At 72.1% G+C, this 18,209-nt stretch carries 15 protein-coding genes; 11 read left to right on the top strand and 4 right to left on the bottom strand.

Annotation, left to right across the window (positions count from 1 at the left end):
• The first annotated feature begins 18 nt into the window (after nucleotides 1–18).
• Nucleotides 19–1,917, top strand: a complete 1,899-nt coding sequence (gene nhaA / locus IE278_RS19220; RefSeq protein ID WP_189774130.1) for a Na+/H+ antiporter NhaA — start codon at nucleotides 19–21, stop codon at nucleotides 1,915–1,917.
• Here the strand turns inward: nhaA and IE278_RS19215 are convergent.
• Both IE278_RS19215 and IE278_RS19210 read right to left on the bottom strand, forming a co-directional pair.
• On the bottom strand, nucleotides 1,892–2,461 hold the full coding sequence (locus IE278_RS19215) for a TetR/AcrR family transcriptional regulator (protein WP_189774128.1): 570 nt from the start codon (nucleotides 2,459–2,461) through the stop codon (nucleotides 1,892–1,894). The genes nhaA and IE278_RS19215 overlap by 26 nt on opposite strands.
• Before the next feature lie 22 nt (nucleotides 2,462–2,483).
• Complete coding sequence (locus IE278_RS19210; protein ID WP_189773900.1) at nucleotides 2,484–3,320, bottom strand: alpha/beta fold hydrolase; 837 nt, start codon at nucleotides 3,318–3,320, stop codon at nucleotides 2,484–2,486.
• A 584-nt stretch (nucleotides 3,321–3,904) separates the two neighbouring features.
• On the opposite strand from IE278_RS19210, the gene IE278_RS19205 reads away from it, so the two are divergent.
• The 4 genes from IE278_RS19205 to IE278_RS19190 all read left to right on the top strand — a co-directional run bounded on the left by IE278_RS19205 (nucleotide 3,905) and on the right by IE278_RS19190 (nucleotide 8,298).
• Nucleotides 3,905–4,603, top strand: a complete 699-nt coding sequence (locus IE278_RS19205; RefSeq protein ID WP_189773899.1) for a hypothetical protein — start codon at nucleotides 3,905–3,907, stop codon at nucleotides 4,601–4,603.
• A 454-nt stretch (nucleotides 4,604–5,057) separates the two neighbouring features.
• On the top strand, nucleotides 5,058–6,320 hold the full coding sequence (locus tag IE278_RS19200) for an ice-binding family protein (RefSeq protein ID WP_189773897.1): 1,263 nt from the start codon (nucleotides 5,058–5,060) through the stop codon (nucleotides 6,318–6,320).
• 279 nt (nucleotides 6,321–6,599) lie between these two features.
• Nucleotides 6,600–7,172, top strand: a complete 573-nt coding sequence (locus tag IE278_RS19195; protein WP_189773895.1) for a DUF5819 family protein — start codon at nucleotides 6,600–6,602, stop codon at nucleotides 7,170–7,172.
• Between the two features lie 31 nt (nucleotides 7,173–7,203).
• Nucleotides 7,204–8,298 carry an HTTM domain-containing protein gene (locus IE278_RS19190; RefSeq protein WP_246570398.1) on the top strand — a complete coding sequence of 365 codons (1,095 nt, stop codon included), beginning with the start codon at nucleotides 7,204–7,206 and terminating at the stop codon, nucleotides 8,296–8,298.
• On the opposite strand, the gene IE278_RS19185 is transcribed toward IE278_RS19190, so the two are convergent.
• Nucleotides 8,287–9,831: a hypothetical protein gene (locus IE278_RS19185; protein ID WP_246570397.1), complete on the bottom strand. Its 1,545-nt coding sequence runs from the start codon at nucleotides 9,829–9,831 to the stop codon at nucleotides 8,287–8,289. The genes IE278_RS19190 and IE278_RS19185 overlap by 12 nt on opposite strands.
• Nucleotides 9,832–10,047: 216 nt before the next feature.
• On the opposite strand from IE278_RS19185, the gene IE278_RS19180 reads away from it, so the two are divergent.
• The 6 genes from IE278_RS19180 to IE278_RS19155 all read left to right on the top strand — a co-directional run bounded on the left by IE278_RS19180 (nucleotide 10,048) and on the right by IE278_RS19155 (nucleotide 17,588).
• Nucleotides 10,048–10,959 (top strand): pseudouridine-5'-phosphate glycosidase, encoded by a 912-nt coding sequence (locus IE278_RS19180; protein WP_246570396.1) that lies wholly within the window; start codon nucleotides 10,048–10,050, stop codon nucleotides 10,957–10,959.
• Entirely contained in the window at nucleotides 10,956–11,708 is a 753-nt protein-coding gene (locus IE278_RS19175) for an HAD family hydrolase (RefSeq protein WP_189773885.1), read from the top strand. Before IE278_RS19180 ends, IE278_RS19175 begins: the two co-directional genes overlap by 4 nt.
• The gene (locus IE278_RS19170; RefSeq protein ID WP_189773883.1) at nucleotides 11,705–13,177 is read left to right on the top strand and encodes an MFS transporter; all 1,473 of its coding nucleotides are present in this window, start codon (nucleotides 11,705–11,707) and stop codon (nucleotides 13,175–13,177) included. Before IE278_RS19175 ends, IE278_RS19170 begins: the two co-directional genes overlap by 4 nt.
• A gap of 11 nt (nucleotides 13,178–13,188) precedes the next feature.
• Nucleotides 13,189–13,683: a cupin domain-containing protein gene (locus IE278_RS19165; protein WP_189773881.1), complete on the top strand. Its 495-nt coding sequence runs from the start codon at nucleotides 13,189–13,191 to the stop codon at nucleotides 13,681–13,683.
• A 10-nt stretch (nucleotides 13,684–13,693) separates the two neighbouring features.
• A complete protein-coding gene (locus tag IE278_RS19160) occupies nucleotides 13,694–13,945 on the top strand; it encodes a tautomerase family protein (protein WP_189773879.1) in 252 nt (83 codons plus the stop codon).
• A gap of 610 nt (nucleotides 13,946–14,555) precedes the next feature.
• On the top strand, nucleotides 14,556–17,588 hold the full coding sequence (locus IE278_RS19155; RefSeq protein WP_189773877.1) for an AfsR/SARP family transcriptional regulator: 3,033 nt from the start codon (nucleotides 14,556–14,558) through the stop codon (nucleotides 17,586–17,588).
• 188 nt (nucleotides 17,589–17,776) lie between these two features.
• Here the strand turns inward: IE278_RS19155 and IE278_RS19150 are convergent, their stop codons facing one another.
• Nucleotides 17,777–18,196, bottom strand: coding sequence for a hypothetical protein (locus IE278_RS19150; RefSeq protein WP_189773875.1), 420 nt, complete (start codon nucleotides 18,194–18,196; stop codon nucleotides 17,777–17,779).
• Between the last annotated feature and the right edge of the window lie 13 nt (nucleotides 18,197–18,209).

The following is an 18,209-nucleotide window of genomic DNA, read 5'->3' as shown; positions in this document are numbered from 1 at the left end:
CAGAATCAGGGGGTGACCGTGCCATCCGAGACCCCACCGCCGGCGCTGCAGACCCTGTGCGGCACCGCCCCCCGCAGCCCCCTGCGCGCCTTCCTGCAGACGGAGACCGGCAGTGCCGCGGTCCTGCTCGTCGGCGCGCTCGCCGCCCTCGTCTGGGCCAACATCGACGCCGGTTCGTACGCGTCCCTGTGGGAGACCGAGTTGTCGGTCCACCTCGGCTCGGGCGGAGTCTCCCTGGAGCTGCGGGAATGGCTGAACAGCGGGCTGATGACGCTGTTCTTCTTCGTCGTCGGCCTGGAGGCGCGCCGCGAGTTCGACATGGGCGAGCTGAGGGAACGCCGGCGGATCACGCTCCCGCTGCTCGCCGGGCTCAGCGGCATGCTCGTACCCGTCGCGATCTACCTGGCCCTCAACGCGGGCGAGGACTCCGTGCACGGCTGGGGTGCCGCCATGTCCACGGACACGGCCTTCGCGCTGGGCATGCTCGCCGTCTTCGGGACCCGGCTGCCCGCCGGCCTGCGGGTCTTCATCCTCACCGTGGCCGTCGTCGACGACTTCCTGGCCCTCGCCGTCATCGCCTTCGCGTACAGCGGAGCCATCTCCCTGCCCGCGCTGCTGACCGCGCTCGGCCTGTTCGCCGTTGTCCTGCTGGTGCGGCGCACACTCGGCATGCGCATCCCCTCCCTGTACGCGCTGCTGGGCGTGGCGATCTGGGTGGCGCTCCTGAAATCCGGGGTGGACCCGGTGGTGACCGGCCTCGCCATGGGACTGCTGACCTACGCCCGCCCGGCGGAGCGCGGCGACCTGGAGCTGGCCAGCAGACAGTTCCGGCGCTTCCGCGAGCAGCCGACCCCCGAACTCGAACGCACCGTACGACGCCAGATCGCCTCGACGCTCTCCCCCAACGACCGCCTCCAGCGCATGCTCCACCCCTGGACGAGCTATGTGATCGTGCCGCTGTTCGCCCTCGCCAACGCCGGCATCGCCCTCAGTGCCGACCAGCTGACCGGCGCGTTCACCTCACCGGTCACCCTCGGCATCCTGCTCGGGTACGTGCTCGGCAAGCCGGTCGGCATCATCGGCGCGACCTGGCTCACGACACGTGTCAGCAAGGGGCGCCTGCATCCGCCGGTCGGCTGGGGCGCCATCTCGGCGGGCGGCACGCTGGCCGGGGTGGGCTTCACCGTGTCCCTGCTGATCGCCACGCTGGCCTTCGACGGCGACCGGCTGGAGCAGGCGAAGATCGGCATCCTCGGCGCCGTACTCTGCTCGTTCCTCCTCGCCTGGCTGGTCACCGCGGTGACCGGCGCCCTGTCGGCGCCCTCCCGGGCCCGCGCCCTGCTGGGCACGGGCCAGACCATCGTCGACCTCAGCGACCCCGTCGACATGGACCGCGACCACGTACGCGGCCCCCGGGACGCACCCGTGACGCTGCTGGAGTACGGGGACTTCGAGTGCCCCTACTGCGGGCTGGCCGAGCCGGTGGTGCGCGAACTGCTCGCCGACTTCGGCGACGTGCGGTACGTCTGGCGGCATCTGCCGCTCCCGGACGTGCACCCGGGCGCGCAGCTCGCGGCGGAGGCCGCCGAGGCGGCCGACCGGCAGGGCAGCTACTGGGAGATGCACGAGCAGCTCATGCGGCACCAAGGGGATCTGCTGCCGAAGGACCTGCTCCGCTACGCCGAGGAGATCGGCCTCGACACCGACCGCTTCCGCGCCGACCTGCGGGCCGGAACGGGCGCCGCCCGGGTCGCCGCGGACGTGGAGTCCGCCGACCTCAGCGGGGTGTCGGGCACACCGACGTTCTTCGTCAACGGCCGCCGTCACCACGGCGCCTACGACATCGCCGCACTGTCCGCGGCGGTGCGCGCCGCACGGCAGCGGGCGTCGCTCACGGGGACGGGGCGGCGGAACTGACGTCGCCGGTCCGCACCGCGCGCAGGCCCCGGTCGGCGAAGGTGATGAGCCATTCGAAGCTCTCGTCGATGTCGGCGCTCCACTGGAAGCCGTCGGCCGCCTGCAGTGTGGCGAACCCGTGGCAGAGGCTGCGCAGCATGCGCAGGGCGTGGTCCACGTCGGGCTCCGCGATCTCGTAGCCGCGCAGGACCGCCGTGAACGCGCCGAGCAGCCGCCGGGCCGCGACGGCCATCGGGTCGTCCCGGTCGGCCGGTTCCACGCCGATCGTCGCGGCGTACCGGCCGGGATGCTCCAGGACGAAGGCACGGAAGGCGCGCGCGGCGGCCGCCAGGGCGTCGCGGCCCGCGTAGCCCTGGACCGCGCCGCCCACGGCGTCGGCGGCCTCGCTCATCGCCAGGGCCGCGATGCGCCGGTTGAGGTCGTCCTGGCCGCCCACGTGTTTGTACAGGGACGGCGTACGCACGCCGAGCCGTTGGGCCAGCAGGCCCATCGTCAGGTGGGCGAAGCCCACCTCGTCGGCGAGGGCGGCCCCGGCCGCGACCACGGCCGCCGGGTCCAGGCCGGCCCTAGGCACGGGCGGCGTCCGACCGCAGGAAGTCGAGCATGAGCGAAAGCACCTCGTCGGGGAACTGGTCGTGCGGATAGTGTCCGGCTCCCTCGATCATCTCAAGGCGGCCGAGGCCGGCCGGCAGGTCGCCGACGATCGCCGCCCCCTCGGCGTGCGGGTCGGCCCAGTCCGGGTCGAGGGTGCCCATCACGACCAGGACCGGGCAGCGCACGTTGCCGAGCTGTGCGCCCGCGTCGGTCGGGGCGCTGCGGCCCATACTCTGCATGGCCTTCATCCGGCCGGGCTCGCGCATCAGGGAGTCGATACGGCCGAGCCGCTCGGCCCAGTGGGCCGGCTTCGGGCCGGGGTAGGCCACGTCGAGGTACGAGCGCCACTGCCCCACGCTGCCGAACACGCCCGCGCCGAGCAGCCGCAGCATGCCCTGCCGGTAACGCCTGAGGCGCAGGTCGCCGAGGCGGACGGACTGCTTGCGGGTGAAAGGCGCCAGCTCGACGACCGCGGTGACCAGTGAGGGCTCCCGCGCCGCGGCGATGGTGGCGGCGCCCCCGGAGATCGAGTGGCCGACGAGGACGGCCGGGCCGCCGAGGTGCCGGATCAGGGCGAGCAGGTCACCGGCGATCGCGGTGCGGCTCCAGGCGGGCCAGTCGGTGCTGGATTCGCCGCAGCCGCGCAGGTCGACGGCGGCGACGCGGTGGCCCGCCGCCACCAACCGCGGGATCAGCGCGTGGTAGGCGGCGCGGCTGTCACCGATGCCGTGCGCGAGGACGACCAGCGGGCCGGACCCCGCCACTTCGTAAGCGATCGTGCCACCGTCGACGGCGAGGTACTCGGTCATGACGTCTCCCAGGACTCATTGGCTAATCTCGTTAGCTAAAAGCTAATGGCGTTAGCCGAACCTGTCAATGGCGGCGCCGGCAGTCGCACGACCTGGAAGCGGCCGAGCGGCTCGCGCGCGCGGCAGCCGACGCGGGCGCCACGACGGCGCTCACGGACTTCGCCCGGCACCGGGTGGAGGCGGGGAGTCCGGAGTGGAGCGGCTTCGAGCGGTACGGCCTCGAAGCGGACGGATCCGTCGCCGCCCCGTGGTGACGACAGCGTGCCTCCGTGGTGGCCGGCGCGCCTCCGTGGTCGTCATGGGCTCCGCTGTCACTCCCTCCTCGGAAGCAGGGCACAATGAAGCGGGGCGACGACGCCACCAACCGGTCCGCCCGCGGCTGTTCGAGACAGTTCACGACTGTCCGAGGCCGCCGATGCGAACGTCGGGCCGCGGTTCCGGCCGCGAGCCGCCAAGAGTGACAAGACTTTTCCTCTTCCGACCAATCCGTACGCAACGGTGGCAACGGATCACTTGAGCATGCTCATAAGGCGCAAGGCACGCCGCACGACGCACGAACCACATCACGGTGAAAGGGCAGTTGCATGACAGACAAGGCGGGCGAGGAAGGGCACATACGCCCGGAGCACGGGACGGACGTCATGGACCACGGCACGGAGAACCTGGCCGACCCGGCGGGCGGTGCGCCCGTGTTCGTCGATCCGAGCGGGCGGCGGGCCAGCCGGATGCGCCGCATGGGCTGGCTCGTAGCGGCCGGATGCGTGTGCTCGGCCGCCACCCTGGGCGTCGCGGTCGCCGGCGGCAACTCCACCGCACCCTGGCTCCAGATACCCGGCATGCTCGGCGGCTCCGGCCAGAACAGAAGCGTGGAGGAGGTACGGAAGCCGGTACAGCAGGGCCCCGTCTCCCCTTCCGCCGACAACCCCTCGCCCGCCGGCGTGGGATCGCCGTTCCGTGAGGGAACCGGCACCACGGCCACGGGTACGGCGGACGGCCGTCCGTCGGACAAGAAGGACACGGACAGCTCGACCGGCGAACCGTCCGCGGCCGGCCCGTCCGCCGGGGCGAGCGGCGCCGGGTCGGTGCCCGCGCGAGACACGGAGACGGTCGCCGGGCCGCCCGGCGGGGCGACCCCCACCGGTGCGGCGCAGGATCCGACGACCGCTCCGAGCGCGGCCGACCCCACCCCCCCGGCCCCCTCGACCGAACCCTCCCCGACCGGGACACCCACGGGCCTCCTGGACGGGCTGGCCGACGCCGTCTCCGACCTGTTCGGCGGGTGACGGCACAGCCCTCCGGCCCGTCGATCCTCCAGCCCTCCCGACCTACCGCCCTCCCGACCTACCGCCGTCCTGACCTCCAGCCGTCTGCCGTCACTTCACGGCGGGCGGCTCCTTCGTGTACACGCCGGAATTACTCTTTCGGCCGCCATCACGTAAGAGTGAATCGACCAATTTTCGATATTCCTACTGTCAGCACGGCTCGGCAGCTCTCATACTTCTCGTCGACGCAAGGAAACGATTTCCCGACGGGTTCGGGGGCCAGAAATCTGCGGCATCCGGCCCTTTAAGCATTCCTATGCATTTCATGCCTCTCTAATCTATTCAAGCAGAGCCGCTCTAATTGAACATTGCCGGATTCGTCATCTGCGTAATATGCCGACGACAGAAACAGGCGATTCCGTGTGACCGAGAACCGCCGGGCAGGCCCCATCCCCTCACAGGAGTTGGCCCCTCGATGACGTTGAATATTCCTGACGCCCCAACGCGGCGCACCATGTCGGCCTGGATCGCGGCGGTGACGGCCGTGGCCGTCGCGGCTGCCGTGCTCGCGATGATGCCGACACGCGCCAGCGCCATTGCCACACCCGTGCCTCTCGGTACGGCGGCCAGTTTCGCCGTTCTGGCCGGTTCCGAGGTCACCAATACCGGGCCCTCGCAGATCACCGGGGATCTCGGGGTGCATCCCGGTACGGCGATCTCGGGATTCCCGCCAGGAATCGTCCTGGGGACCCAGCATTCCGCGGACGCTGTGGCGGCCCAGGCAAAGAGCGACCTGGTCGCGGCCTACAACGACGCTGCGGGGCAGGCCACGGATGCCGCCCTTCCCGCGGACGCCGGTGGCCTGACGCTGGTACCGGGTGTCTACACCGCTTCCTCCACCCTCGGACTCACCGGCACCCTCACGCTCGACGCCGAGGGCGACCCCAACGCCGTCTGGGTGTTCCAGGTCGGCTCCGGTCTGACGACGGCATCCGCCAGCCGAGTGCTCCTCGTCAACGGCGCTTCACCGTGCAACGTGTACTGGAAGGTCGGCAGTTCGGCCACGCTCGGGACCGACTCCACCTTCGTGGGCAACATCCTGGCTCTGACCTCGATCAGCCTCACCACAGGCGCAAGCATCGACGGCCGGGCGCTGGCCCGTAACGGCGCGGTGACCCTGGACACCAACGTGATCGACCGGGGCACGTGCGCCGCGGGTTCGACCGGCGGAACCACCGGGGGAACTGCCGGTGGAACCGGTGGTCTCGTCTCGGGTGGTGTGATCGCCGGTGCCACGACGGGTGGCACCACAGCGGGCACCACGGGCAGCACCACAGTCGGGGTCATCGGCGGTGTGCCGACGGGTGGCGGAACCGGCGGCGCCCTGGGTGGGCTGCTCGGCGGTGTCCTGACAAGCGGCGGCACCACCGGCGGCGTCCTTGGCGGTCTCGTCGCGGGCGCCACCACCGGCGGTACCACAGGGGGTGCTCCCGGTGGCTCCACAGGTGGCGGCCATGGCGGCTCCACAGGTGGCGGTCACGGCGGCTCCACGGGCGGCGGTCACGGCGGCCACACAGGCGGCGGTCACGGCGGCTCCAGTGGTGGAAACGGCCACGACCACGGCGGGAAGCCGGACGATCACGGCGGCCACGACGGCCACGGTGGTCACGACGGCAAGCCCGGTCATCCCGACGGGTACGGCGGCGATCACAAAGGTCGCCACGAGAAGGCCGCCTAGCTCGATGTGAGCGAGGAGGACGGACGGCGCGCGGCGGATCGGATCGGCATCGATTCCGTCGCGCGCCGTCCGTGGAGGCCCAGGAGAATCGGAGAAGCCGGGATGGAAAGGCCGGGTGGGGCCGTGCTAGGCGGCGTTGAAAGGGTGGAGACGGACGAAGCGGGCCGGACGGCGGTCGAGCCGGCTCCCGATGAGGGTGGGAGACCCCCCGCAGACCGAGTGGCTCCGCAGCGCACGTCATGGCCCGCGCGGGTCCTGAAGGCGGGCTCGGGAGCCGCCGTGGTCCTGTGCCTGGCGACGGCGCTGATCCACGTGCTCCTGGTGTTCTTGCACGTGGCACCTCCCAACCCCCTCTCACAGCAGTACAACCGGCAGGTCGACGCGTGGGTCTTCCCACTGTTCGAACAGAACTGGCGGCTCTTCGCACCGGATCCCGAGTCGGTCAACCACCAGATCTCCGCGAGGACCCTGCACACCGCGCCGGACGGCAGTGTGCGGGTGAGCGGCTGGTCCGACCTGACCGCCGTCGACAACTCCGCGGTGAGGCACCAGCCCTTCCCGAGCCACACGGCCCAGAACATGCTGCGCCGGGCCTGGAGTTCGTACCTGGAGACCCAGGGCGGCGACGACCAGCCGCGCTCGCAAAGGGCGTTGATGATGCAGCGGTATCTGACCAACATCGCGGCGGACCGCCTCACCGCCCACCGTGGCGGCGCCTTCGAGTCCGTCCAGCTGCGGGTCGTCACCGTGCCGATCGCCCCGGCAGCCGGCCCCGGTTCGCCCACCGCTGCTCCGAAGCCCGCCGATACGCGGTATCTGCCCTGGTGGAAGGTCGACTCCCGTGGAAACTGAGCAGCCACTCACACCGCGCCCGCGTGGGCCCGTGGGGGCCGACACGAGCGTGCCGTATCGGGCGCCGGAGCGGATCAGCGCGTTTCTCGGCGTCCTGACCGAGCGGCCGGTCAGTCTGTACGCCGCCGCGGTGCTGCGCATCGGCTACGGATTTCTCTACCTTGTCTTTCTGCTGAGGGAGATGCCGCACCGAAACGAGATCTGGGGCCCCGGATCGCCGTGGACCCCCGAGCTGGCCGCTCAGCTGTTCGACCAGACAGGGTGGGCGAGCATCCTCACCCTGTCCGACAGCCGGCCGTACTTCGAGGCCTGCTACGCGGCGGCCGTCGTCACGGCCGCACTGTTCATGCTGGGCTGGCGCACCAGAGCGGTGTCCGTGCTCTTCGCGGTCGTGGTCGCGTCCTTCCACGCCAGAGCCATCTTCATGACCGACGGAGGAGACAACCTCATCCTCCTCATGGCGGTGTACCTGGTCTTCACCGCGTGCGGCCGTCGCTGGTCCCTGGACGCCCGCAGGGCCCGGCGGCGAGCCTCCGCGGGCGGGACGAGGACCGGGTCGGCGGTTCTGGACACGGGCGCCCTCCAATATCAACTGGAGCAATCCCGAACGACGTTGACAGCGGTGCTTCACAACTGCGGCATGTTCGTCATCGCGGCCCAGGTCTGCTTTCTCTACGGATCGGCGGGGCTCTACAAGGTGCAGGGCGGCTCCTGGGGCAACGGGACCGCCCTCCACTACGTCCTCAACCTCGGCCTCTTCAGGCCCTGGCCGGAGCTCTCGGTCCTGGCGGACGAGCACGACGTACTGATCGCCGTGGCCTGCTATCTGACCGTGCTGTTGCAGGTCGCGTTCCCGTTCGTCCTGTTCGGACGGCTCAAATACCCGGTGCTCTCCATGCTGTTGGGTATGCACCTGGGTATCGCGGTGCTCATGGGACTCCCCCTCTTCTCCGGCGCGATGATCGTGGCGGACGCCGTGTTCCTGCCGGACCGCTTCTACCGGCGTCTGGGACGGTCGGTGCGGTACGTCGGCCGGTGGACCCGTGGCCGGCGGGCGGCGGCTTCGACCGGCGGAACGACGGCACTGGTGCCGCGGCAGCAGCCCGCGCCCCGGTCAGCTCCGTAGCAGGCGGATGCCCAGCGCCCACGTGCACAGCGTGTCGGGTGACCACACGCCGTGGTCCTTCGAGCCCGATCTGACACCGGGGTTCGTGCCGTCCGCCGTCGGTTCCAACTGCCACAGCAGGGAGCCCGGTTCGGTGGGGAGTGCCTCGGCGCCGATGCCGGTCAGTACGTGTCCGTTCGCGGGGAGCGGCAGCGCGGCGGACGGATGCGGCACCGGGCCGCCGTCGCTCTCGGCGAAGTCCGTCCAGACGTCGACGCGGTACCGGACGCCGTCGATCACGAACGAGGACTTCAGGCAGACCGCGTAGGCGTCGATGGTGCAGGGGCTGGACAGCTGGTGGTCCTTGGAACGCACCGTCCAGGCGCCTCCCGCCCGCGGGAACGAGGCGGTGGCGAGGTTGCCCTCGGTGTGACCGCCTCTGGGATCGCGCCAGTTGACGCGGAAACCCCCGCCGATCAGCGTGTGCCCCTCCGGGACCCGGGCGGAGGCGAAGGGGTGGGCCGCGTGCGCGCTCCGGGTGCGGACGACGGTCAGCAGCTCCCCTGCCAGCCGTTCACGGCTGACTCCTGCGATCCTCATGCCGATCGCGAAGGCGGTCAGCCGGTGCGGCTGCGGGATGTTGTGGTCCTTGGACGACGCCAGCCAGGCCGAGCCGTCGTCCGCCGGGTACGAGGCGGTGAGCAGGGCGCCCTGCGGTGAGTCCACGGCGGTGGCGCCGCCGCCGATCGCCACCATGTCGCCGTCGACCTCGGCGGCGAGGTCGGTGAAGTGCTGCTGGTCACGGCCGGCGCGGTGGCGGAAGACCGCGGTGGTGACCAGGCCGGAGGCGTCTGCGCGCCGGAACAGCTCACCGCTCCGCCGGGGCTCGACCCGCGCACCCGACAAGGGCTTCACCGGCGTGCGCAAGGGCTCGACCGGCGCGTTCAGGGGTGCTGCACGGTGTTCGCCGAGGGGCGTGAAGCCCGGTTCGTACGCGGCGGAGGGCGGGGCCGCCGGCGGCCGGAGGTCCGTCAGGTGGCGGACCGTATCCCGGACCGCCTCCCGGGTCGCGCGTGTGCCGTAGTGCTTGAAGGCGAACCGGCGGGCCCGCTCGGGGGAACGGTCAATCAGACAGCGGAGCAGGGAGGGGGCGGCTCCCGGGGCCGAGGCGTCACTCGCCCGCCAGTTGGCGTCGCCCGTCTCCCGCCAGATCGCGGCGGCCATCAGCCGCTCGTCGCCCAGGCAGTCGCACGAGGCGTCCTCCAGGATCCGCCACAGCGCCTTGGGGATGTCGTCCAGCACTCCGGGCCGCCCCTGCCCCGGTTCCTGATGCCAGTGCAGCATCGCCCCGGCCTCGCAGAAGCCGACGCGCAGCCACCGGCCGTCCGGGTGCCGCAGGTGTGCCGTCTGCGACCCGTTCCCCGACACGGCGCAGGTGCAGCCCCGACGGGCGGGATCCGGTTCGAGGAGCGCGTGCAGGACCGCCAACGAGCCGCAGCGGTCGAGGACTTCGGCGGTGCCCGGCAGCCGCAGCGCGACATCGTGGAGGTTCATGCCGCCATTCAAGCGCCCGCCACCGACACCGCGGGAAGGCGGGCGACCGCGGGGTGGGAACGGAACGGGAACGGGGTTCGGGACAGTCGCGGTGACTCGGAGGGCGGCACGCTCCGGCGCCACCCGGGTCGCACGCACCGCCTCCGCCCCCCAACCGCCGTTCGACGAACCGTTCAGGAGACCCTCGTGCACCCTTTGCTGCGTACAAGTGAGGAAGTGGGTGACGCGCTGGCCGAGAACCGGCCCGTCGTCGCCCTGGAATCAACGGTGATCGCGCACGGACTGCCCTATCCGGGCAACGTGGAGACCGCGCTCGCCATCGAGAAGGCGGTCCGCGAGTCGGGTGCCGTGCCGGCGACCGTCGGGCTGGACGGCGGCCGGTTCACCGTGGGCATGTCCCCCGACGACATGGAACGCTTCGCGGTCGGCCCCGATGTGCCCAAGGTGTCCAGCCGCGATGTCGGGGTCGTACTGGCCGGTGGCGGCCTGGGTGCCACCACGGTGGCCTCGTCGCTCGTCGCCGCGGATCTCGCGGGCATCCCGTTCTTCTCCACGGCGGGCATCGGCGGTGTCCACCGCGGCGCGGGCGAGAGCTTCGACATCTCCGCCGACCTCGTGCAGTTCACACGGAGCAAGGTGGCCGTCGTCTGTGCCGGCGCCAAGAGCATCCTGGACCTGGGGCTGACCCTGGAGTACCTGGAGACGCTCGGCGTTCCGGTGATCGGCTACCGCTTCGACCACTTCCCCGCCTTCTACTGCCGCTCCAGCGGCCTGCGCGTGCCCCAGCGGATCGACGACCCGGGCGACATCGCCCGCGCGGTACGGATGCACTGGGCGGCCGGTCTGCCCGGCGGCGCCTTGATCACCGCGCCCATCGACGAGGAACACGCCCTGGACAGCGACCTCATGGAGGGTGTCATCCAGGAGGCGCTGCGCGCCGCCGAGGACGACGGAGTGCGCGGGCCCGCAGCGACCCCGTACCTGATGAAGGCCGTCTCGCGGGCCACGGAGGGCCGTTCCGCCGCCGCCAACCGGGAGGTCCTCATCAGCACCGCCCGGCTCGCCGGACACCTCGCGGTCGCCTACGCCGCCACCGCCGAGCCGGCCGGGAAGGCGGCTGCGGTATGACCTCCGCGTTCGTCTTCGACATCGACGGCACCCTCGCCGACACCCCGTCCGCCATCGCCGAGCTGATCGGCGACGTGGTGCGCGGCCTCGGCGCCGATCCCTCCCACGCGGACGTGCTGGCCACGGTCGGCAAGCCGCTGGAGGCCTCCCTCGCGGGGCTGTTGGGCACGTGCGTCCACGACACCGTGACCGCCGAGGCCGCCGCCCGCTACCGCCGCCGCTTCACCACGGACGTCCTCAGCCGGGGGCCGGAGCTGCTGCTGCCGGGCGTCGCCGAAGGACTTGACCGGCTGCGCTCGGCGGGGCGGCCCCTCGGTATCGCCACGTCCAAGATCTACGCCAGCGCCCACGCGCTGCTGGACGCCACCGGCATCCTCAACCGGTTCGACACCGTCATCTGCCACAACATGGTCGAACGCGGCAAGCCCCACCCCGACATGGCGCTGCGGGCCCTCGCCGACCTCCGCGCACAGGCCTCGCTGTCCTGGTACGTCGGCGACACCGTCACCGACATGACGATGGCCCGCGCCGCCGCCCTGCGGACCGTGGCCGTCTCCTACGGCGTCGACACCGCCGAGGCGCTGGCCGCCGCCGGTGCCGACCATGTCGTGGCCGACTTCCCGTCGGTGATCGACGTTCTCCTGCGCGGAACACCGCTCACCGCCCGCGTCACGCCCCGTGCCACGACCCGAGTCACCACCCGAACCCTCACCGGGACCAGCCCGGAACCGACCGGAGCCCTGTCATGACCACCGCCCAGACCCCCCACACCTCCACCAAGACCTCCGACCCCGCCCCCGCGCCCTCCCCCGCTCCCCCGTCCACCCGGTTCACCGGTCGTATGGTGGCCGCGCTGCTGGCCCTGTCCATCGCCCAGTTCCTGGTGGCGCTCGACTACTCGATCATCTACGTGGCGCTGCCCAGCATCGGATCGGGGCTCGGCCTCGCCCCGGAACGGCTCCAGTGGGTCGTGTCGGCCTACGCCGTCTTCTTCGCGAGTTTCCTCGTGGTCGGGGGCCGGGCCGCCGACCTGACCGGGCCACGCCGGCTCTTCCTCGGCGCGCTGGCGCTGTTCGGTCTCGGCTCGCTCGCTGCCGGACTGGCCGGGGACCAGTGGCTGCTGGTCGCCTCCCGGGCCGCCCAGGGCATCGGCGCCGCCGCCCTGACCCCGGCCATGCTGGCCCTGATCGGTGCCGCGTTCCCGGCGGGTCCCGTCCGTTCCCGGGCGCTCGCGATCTGGGGTGCGATCGGCGCGGTGGGACTCGCGGCCGGTGTGCTGATCGGCGGTGTGCTGACCGCGGCGCTCTCCTGGCGGTGGGTGTTCTTCGTGAACGTGCCGCTCATCCTGGTCACCGTCGCCCTCGCGCTGCGGGTGCTGCCGGCCGGCGCGCGGACCAAGGCCTCGGTCAGGCACCTCAACATCCCCGGCGCCGCCCTGTTCACCGGTGCCGTGCTCTTCCTGGTGGCGGCGCTCACCCAGGCCGCCGTCGACGGCTGGGCCTCCGCGTCCTGCCTCGGCTGCCTGGCCGCGGCCCTCGCGCTGGGCACGGCCTGGTCGGCGTACGACCGGCGTCCGGCCGCCACCCCGCTCATCCCGCCGGCCCTGCTGCGGGTGCGCTCGCTGGCCGGGGCGAGCACGATGTCGGCGCTCTACATGGCGAGCGTGGGCGCCGAGTTCTTCCTGATCACGCTCTTCCTCCAGGACGTGTGGGGGTACGGTCCGCTCGGCGCGGGCATCGCCTTCCTGCCGCTGGCGCTGAGCGTGGTGGCGGGCAACCTCGTCACCGGGCAGCTCGCCGGGTCCTGGGGCATCCGCCGCACCCTCGCCACCGGATTCGCGGTCGGCGCGGCGGGCCTCGCCCTCCTCGGCCTCGGGACGGGCGGCTCGGACTACTGGACGGCCGTACTGCCGGGCCTGCTGGTCAGTGGGCTCGGGCAGGGCATGGCCTTCGCGGGGATGTACATCGCGGGCACCAAGGACGTACCGGACAGCGAACAGGGCACCGCCTCCGCCGTGCTGACGACGACGCAGTACACGGGCGGCGCCATGGGACTGGCCGTACTGGTCCTCGTACTCGGTGACGCGCCCGGCGGCGGGGCTTTCGGCCGGGCGTACGCGCTGACCGCCGTCCTCGCCCTGGTGGCCGCCGGAGTGGCACTGCGGACCCTGTCACCTCCTGCGGCGGCCGTCCGGGCGGATGCCGGGGACGAGCGGTGACGCTCCCCCGGGTGATCGAGCCCGGAGCCGGTCCCACCACCGTCGTCGGCGGCACCCCCGTCTCCTTCCTCGTCACCGGGGACGACACGGCCGGCCGCTTCGGCCTCACCGAGCACCGGCTCCCGCCCCGCGCACCGGGCGCACCCCTGCACTTCCACAACGAACTGACCGAGATGTTCTACGTGGCGGGCGGCGACGTCCTGCTCACCCTGGGCGCGGAGCGGCGCATCGCCGGACCCGGCACGTTCATGATGGTGCCGCCCGGCACGAACCACGCGTTCGGCAACCCCGGCGCCGACCCCGCCACCCTGCTGGTGATGTTCACCCCGGACGGCGGCCGGGAGAAGTACTTCCGCGAACTGGGTGAGCTGCTGAACTCCTCGCCCGAACCGACCCCCGAGATGATGGCGGAACTGGCGCGCAGATTCGACCAGTTCCCGGCGACCGAGGGCCTCATCACCCCTGAGAAGTCCCCCGACACATCCTTCGACGCACACAACGAATGAGGAGAGAACCGTGCCTGTGGTGACCGTGGACTGGTGGAAGGGCAACGACCGACAGAAACGAGCCGATCTCGTGGACGAGTTGACCACGACCGTGGCCCGGATCGCGGGATGCCCGAGAGAGGTCGTGACCGTGCTCGTGCGGGACGTCGAGCAGGATCACTGGGGCCGTGGAGGCGTGCTGGCCGACACGCCGATCGAGGAGCCGGCGGAGCCCGCGCCGGTGCCCCCGGACGCCGAACCCGTGCTGTCGAGGCGCCCTTGACAACAACGGACGCACACGGCCGGTGGCCGACGGTTCCCGCTGTCGGCCACCGGCCGTGTGCGCTCGCGCGCTCGTTCTCGAACGCTGTTCGGGCCGGGGACTTCGTCCGCGGGCCCGTGGGGGCTGGTCGCACGGTTCCCCCCGTCCCTGGAATGCGGGCCCGCGCTCCCGCCTCTCGGCCCGGCCGGGAAGCGGACGGGAACTACGCTCTGCGACACAGCCGCTGCAGAAACGATGCTTCCCGCCGTGCCGTTCCCGCGCGCCGGGAACGGCCTCTTCGCGGCAGCGGCACCCGGCCCTCAACACCCGCCCGCGGTACACCCGTTGCGCCCGGTCCGTTCACGCGTCGGCGACCTGCGCAAAGCCTAAACCCCTACAAAAACTTGTCCGATATCCACCAGCGCGCCCCACGCCGCCGACACGAGACATATGAAGCCGCACCGGTCGGTACACATTGTGGGCCAGGATGTACACGACACGACGGCCGCCCAGCGCGGTTCCCTGCGGACATCGAGGAACGGGAAGCGCTCCGCGGTCCCGCCGCGAGCTCCTCCCCGCAGGCGAGCAGCGGGATGGCGGCCGCCCCCGGACCGAGGAGAGGGCACGCGCCATGCGCCAAACACCGCCCGTACGCTTTCGCATCCTCGGATCTCTGGAATGTTGGGACGGGGACGAGCGCGTCCACGTCGGCGGGCCCGTCAGCGAACGCGTCCTGGTGACGCTGCTCCTCGAACCCCAGCGCGTCCTGCCGGTGCACCGGCTCGTCGAGGCGGTCTGGGACGAGGACGCCCCCGCCACCGCGGCACACCAGGTGCGCAAGGCCGTCGCCGAACTGCGCCAGCGCATCCCCGACGGACGCACCCTCATCGCGACGGACGGCCCCGGCTACCGTGCCGCGGTCACCCCCGAACAACTGGACCTGCTGCAGTTCACCGACGCCCTGCGGCGGGCCCGCGACCACGCCGCCGCGGGCCTCACCGCGGAGGCGACGGCACTCCTGCGCGAAGCCGTCGCCCTGTGGCGCGGCCCGGTGCTGTCCGGCAACGGCGGGGCGGTCGTCGACGCGGCCTCCGCGTCGCTGGAGGAACGCCGCATGACCGCCGTGGAGCAGCTCTTCGACCTCAGGCTGGAGGCCGGCGAGGGCGCCGAACTGGTGGCCGGGATCCGCGAGGCGATCGGCGGCAACCCGCTGCGCGAGACCCTGCGCGGCCAGCTCATGCTCGCCCTGTACCGCTCGGGCCGCCAGGCCGAGGCTCTGGAGGAGTACGGGAACATCCGCGCGCTGCTCGACGAGGAACTCGGCATCCAGCCGGGCGACGCCCTGCGCGAGCTGCACCAGGCCATCCTGCGCAACGACCCCTCGCTGACCGTCGCCGCCGCACCCTCGCCGGCCGCGGCCCCCGCGGTGACGGGCAGCCGTTCCACCCTGCCTTACGACCTGCGGGACTTCACCGGCCGCGAGGAGGAACTGCACAAGCTGCTGGGCTTCGTGGAGGGCGCCACCGGCTCCGGCCCGCTCATCATCGCCATCGACGGCATGGGAGGCAGCGGCAAGACCTCCCTCGCCGTGCGCGCCGCACACCAGCTCGCCGAGCAGTACCCCGACGCCCAGCTCCACCTCGACCTGCGCGGCTACACCCCGGGCGAGGAACCCCTCGCCCCGCCCGCCGCGGCCGAGGCCCTGCTGCGCATGCTCGGCATCCCGGGCGAACGCATCCCCGACGACCCGCAGGGCCGGATCAACCTGTGGCGCTCCACCATGACCAAGCACCGGATGATCCTGCTCCTTGACAACGTAGTCGACGAGGCTCAGGTCAAGCCGCTCCTCGCCTCGCCCACCGGCACGGTCGTCCTGATCACCAGCCGCGCCCTGCTCGTGGACCTCGACGCGGCGCACTCCGTCTCCCTGGGCACGATGGCGCCGCCGGACAGCGTCGCCCTGATCGTCGGCATCATCGGGGAGCGCCGGGCGGAGGCCGAGCCCTCGGCCGTCGCCGACCTCGCCGACCTGGCCGGCCACCTCCCGCTCGCCCTGCGCATCGCCGCGGCACGGCTGCGCAAACGACCCCGCTGGACCGTGCGCTACCTCGTGGACCGGCTCCGTGACGACACCCACCGCCTCGCCGAACTCAGCGCCGGCGAACGCAGCGTGGAGGTCACCCTGCGCCTGTCGTACGAGGGACTGGGCGCCGACTACCGCAAGTCCTTCCGGCTCCTCGGCCAGTACCCGGGCGCCGATCTCGACGTCTACACGGCGGCGGCCCTGCTCGACCTGGGAGTACGGGACGCCGAGGACGTCCTGGAGTACCTGCTCGACATGCACCTCGTCCAGCAGCACGAGCCCGGCCGCTACGCGTTCCACGACCTGGTGCGCAGTTTCGCCCTCCTGCTGTCCCACACCCGGTCCTCCGGCGGCACCGGCGAGTTCTCCGAGGAGGCGGCGGGCGCGGTACGCCGGCTTCTGGAGTTCTCGCTCACCGCCTCGGACGCCGCCTGCGACCTGCTCTTCCCCGGCCGGGTGCGGATGGCCCGCCCGGCGCCCTCGTTCCGGCCGGAACTGGCCCCGCTGTCCACGCCGGAAGCCGCCCGCGACTGGTTCGAACGCGAGCAGGACAGTCTGCTCGCGGCGATCGCCCTGGCCTTCCGCCGGGGCCTGGACCGCGAGGTCGCCCTGCTCGCCGCGAACGTCGTCTTCCACCTCGATCTGCGGGGCAGGCTCGACGACTTCCTCGCCCTGTGCCGCACCGCGCTCGCCGCGGCCCGCCGGCTGAACGAGGCCGATCTCCTGCGGCTGAGTCTGTCCAACCTGGCGGTCGCCTGCTGGAAACGCGGCAGGTTCGAGGACGGCATAGCGGCGGCCGTCGAGGCCCACGAACTGGCCGTGGAACTGGGCGACCGGCGCGGCCAGGCCAAGGACACCGGCGTACTGGGCCTGCTGCTCGCCACCACCGGCCGCTTCGACGAGGCGCTGCCCCGCCTGGAGCAGTCGATCGCCCTCAAGCGCGAACTCGGCGCCGAACGGGCCGAGTCGGAGTCCCTGTCGAACGTCAGCGGCGTCTACATGGAACGCGGCTGCTTCGAGGAGGCGGTGAGCGCGGCGACCCGCTCCATCGAACTCGCCCGCACACTGGGCGCGTCGGAGAAGGAGCTGGTGGGGCTGACCGATCTCGCGCAGGTCCAGCTGGCCATGGGTGAGGTGGCGACGGCCGCCCGTACGCTGGCGGCGGCCCGCGAGCGTGCCCCCGGGGCGCTGGCCCCGGCCGACCGGGCGCTGCAGCTCGTCCTCTCCGCGGAGGCCGAGGGGCGGCTCGGGCGGCGGCAGCAGGTGCTGTCCTGGGTGGAGGAGGCCCTTGCCACCAAGGGTCTTGAGGACGCGCCCGTACGGGAGGTCACCGTGTGGAACACCGCGGGGCGGTTCTTCCACCGGGACGGCGACCACGAGCGGGCGCTGGGCCTGCACCGGCAGGCCCATGTGTCCGCGGCCCGGCTCGGCCACCGGGTGGAGGAGGCCTACGCCCTGGACGGCATCGCCCGGGCGCTGGCGGCGCTCGGTGACGCCGAGGGGGCGGCCGAGCGGGGGGCTGCCGCGGAGGAGGCGTTCCGCGCCATGGGGATTCCGGGGCGGTTCCGCCGCGCGGACTGACGTCCGGACTGATGTCTCTGCCGGGTGAACGACCACATGCCGATGCCCGCCGTTCGTCACGGCGGGCATCGGCAGGTGGGGCGAGGTTCGGCGGTTCGGCGGTTCAGCGGGCGGGGCGGACGCGCCGCCCGGGGACCGAACCTTCAAGCGGCTCAAGCGGCTCAAGCGGCTCAAGCGGCTCAGGCGGCTCAGGCTGCGAGGAAGTTGGGCCCCTCGTCACCGTTCACACCGGCCGTGACGACATTCGGACCCTCGTCGCCCTCCACACCCGCCGTGACGACATTCGGACCCTCGTCGCCCTCCACACCCGCCGTGACGACATTCGGACCCTCGTCGCCCTCCACACCCGCCGTGACGACATTCGGGCCTTCGTCGCCTTCCACGCCGATCGTGATGATGTTCGGGCCCTCGTCGGAGGCGGGCGTCGAAGCCGGGCCGCGGTCCGAGGCGATGTCCTGGGCGAGGGAGAGGCCGGGGACGGCGTTCGGGCCCTCGTCCGAGGCGGGGCTCGCGGCGGCCGTCCCGGCGGCGACACCGGCTGCGAGAGCCAGAGTGACCGCCGCGGAGGCGAAGAGACCGGCCGAGGTTCCGAAGCCCTTGAGAATCATGATGTCCGCCTTC

This window comes from Streptomyces tauricus (assembly GCF_014650955.1).
Classification (GTDB): Bacteria; Actinomycetota; Actinomycetes; order Streptomycetales; family Streptomycetaceae; genus Streptomyces; species Streptomyces tauricus.
Note: the sequence above shows the minus strand (reverse complement) of the source record. Positions and strands in the feature narration are given on the sequence as shown.